General features: G+C 67.3%; 1 pseudogene. It reads left to right on the top strand.

The features are described from left to right. Positions 1-276 (top strand): annotated as a pseudogene (locus tag K7G59_RS34450) (hypothetical protein); the annotation flags it as partial. Between the last annotated feature and the right edge of the window lie 179 nt (positions 277-455).

The raw sequence follows: 455 nt of genomic DNA, 5'->3' as shown, positions 1-455 counted from the left end.
GCCTGTGACGTAACTTCGGGATTCCTGAAGCGTTCTCAGCGCGTGCGACCGATCTGCGGTCTGGTCGAAGGCGAGGAGGCGCGAGTTGGCGGCGCTGGCGGTGGTGCGGGACCTATCGCTTACGGGCCGTTGCTGTCCGACGACGGCACCACCTGGCTGGGCACGGCGGCGCTGGTCCGGGCGCCGGACCCGGACGCGGCACGCGCCATCCTGACCCAGGACCGGTACGTCGACATCGAGGTGCACAACTGGCAGTTCGGCGGACGTCCATCATGACCCGAGCATGTCCAGGCCGACATCATCGCCGAGACCCGGAGGATCGCTCAGCATCCTCGCGTTTGACCGAACCCACGGGTGCACCGTCCTGATGCACACCGATGGCCCCGTGGGTTCGCGCTGAAGGACCTTCGGTTTCCCTGAACCCACGGGGCTCTCCGGCCTCGGGGAACAATGGA

The sequence above is a fragment of the Streptomyces sp. NK08204 genome (assembly GCF_020400585.1).
Taxonomy (GTDB): Bacteria; Actinomycetota; Actinomycetes; order Streptomycetales; family Streptomycetaceae; genus Streptomyces.
This window is presented reverse-complemented; position numbering and strand designations above follow the sequence as displayed.